The organism is Gemmatimonadota bacterium (genome assembly GCA_026706845.1).
Classification (GTDB): domain Bacteria; phylum Latescibacterota; class UBA2968; order UBA2968; family UBA2968; genus VXRD01.
Genome location: JAPOXY010000047.1, coordinates 34,429 through 36,235, shown reverse-complemented (window position 1 = coordinate 36,235; position 1,807 = coordinate 34,429). Strand labels below are relative to the sequence as shown.

The window sequence follows — 1,807 nt, the reverse complement described above, 5'->3', positions numbered from 1 at the left end:
CGCTCAAAGCTATTCTGAATGGTGAAGAGAGTGAAGAGTTTGATCCGAGGATTCAGAAATTGTTGACGCGCCAAAAATCCTGTCACGGGTGTCTCGGTGGTAAGCAGTATCTGGCGATTGCAGCAGATGGGTCGATTTATTTTTGCTCGAGTTTGGCCGATGCACCCGAGTTTAAGATGGGCGATGTGTTTGCGGGGATTGATCGCGAAAAGCAGCAGTATTTTGACGCGCAGTTCAATGTGAATAATCGGCCTGAGTGCAAGACGTGTTGGGCGCGCAACTTGTGTGGTGGCGGATGTCTTTGGGAGGCGCGGACGACGACGGGTGATCCGATGTATCCCAACCCTGTTGCTTGTGAGCAGACGCGCTATCGCTATGAACTGGCGATGGAGATGTGTATGGAGATTTCAGAAGCAGATGCGTCTTTGTTACAGCAACGCTATGATCTGGAAGTGGCTTCATAAACCACTGGCGGAGCAGGATCAGAACAGGCCTCCTGATATTCCCTCCGACCCGGGACGCCTGTTTCAAGCATACAGGTGTGACGAATATCTATTTTCATGCCTGTATGCTTAAAGCAGCCACACGCATGCCGAAGTAATCAGAGAGAAGCGAGAAATGCATAAAATTTCAGACTTCAAAATGCCGAAACAGCTTAGTCTGGACACAGGCTGGAGCATTGGTGAGACAGCATTTGAGAGAATTACAACTACGCTTCTTGAGATGTCCTCGGTAGAGAGAATTCTCGAATTTGGAAGTGGTCCGAGTTCTATCCGTCTGGCGATGGCGTTTGCGGAAGCCGAGGTTCTGTCTATAGAAGGCGATTGGCGGAATTTTGCAGAGACCATGAATCTGATGCAAACATTCTGGGATAAGCGCAATCTATCGATCAAATATCGTCCAATTACACTTGAATCTTATGGAGACGCGGAATTTTTGACTTATGAAGATGGGATGTTTTGGAATGAAAAGATGGATTGCGTGATTATTGATGGTCCGCCTGTCTATACTTTGCGGGGTCGGGAGGCATGTCTCTATCAGGTTTATGATCAGATCAAGATAGGTGGTCTGATCATTCTGGACGATTCCAGAAGGTATTATGAGAAGCAAATTGTCGAGAACTGGCTGTCCGTCTATCCCGGTAGTTTTGCTGTGGAGATTATCCGCGAAGACCACCATCTGGCCGTGCTGCGTAAGATCAAATCCCTGACACCATGTTGGGATGCACTTTCTTGGCTTTCGGATGTCCAGTCTGTCGGTGAAACTCGCTCCCGAATAGCAAAGGCATTATCGCATGTTGATGATGTGTATTTGAGGGCGCTGGCTGAAGCGAATAACTGCTGTGAAACAGATCTGATTGGTTTGTTCAATACTATTCGGAATATCTATGGTGTGACGCCGGAGCGCATCCAGGAGTCCACGAGCCGAAATTCTAAACTCACATCAGAAGCTTTTAAAAGAAAACAGAATACCTGTTATATGACAATCGTCAATACGTTTTTTCGAGACGCTCAGTTTTCACATTAAAGAAAGTGAATACAAAATGAGGAAAAGTCCAACGGCTGCGGGATGTTTTTCTGGATTTTTCCAGAAAAATTAAGGACCGGTCCTCCCATCCCGCAGTCTATTTAATTTTATTTTTCAATAGCCGGTAAAAAATAAAACGCCGAAGAGGGATGTCCGAGAAGACAAGAACTCCCTCCGGCCACGATATCACGGGATATTTCTATCCTGCGACGAGAAAAATTTACTGTCCAACGCATCACTGCTGAGACCGTCTTCTCGACGTCCTTGGTCTTGATCCGTC

At 46.7% G+C, this 1,807-nt stretch carries 2 protein-coding genes; both read left to right on the top strand.

Annotated features, from left to right (window positions below; all coding sequences use genetic code 11):
• A partial coding sequence (locus OXG87_04765; GenBank protein ID MCY3868846.1) for an SPASM domain-containing protein occupies nucleotides 1-464 on the top strand: 464 nt, incomplete at its 5' end.
• A gap of 154 nt (nucleotides 465-618) precedes the next feature.
• A complete protein-coding gene (locus OXG87_04760; protein ID MCY3868845.1) occupies nucleotides 619-1,527 on the top strand; it encodes a hypothetical protein in 909 nt (302 codons plus the stop codon).
• Nucleotides 1,528-1,807: the final 280 nt, after the last annotated feature.

Coding starts and splice junctions, on each gene's coding strand:
- OXG87_04760 (MCY3868845.1), top strand. CDS start 619: ATGCATAAAATTTCAGACTTCAAAATGCCGAAACAGCTTAGTCTGGAC.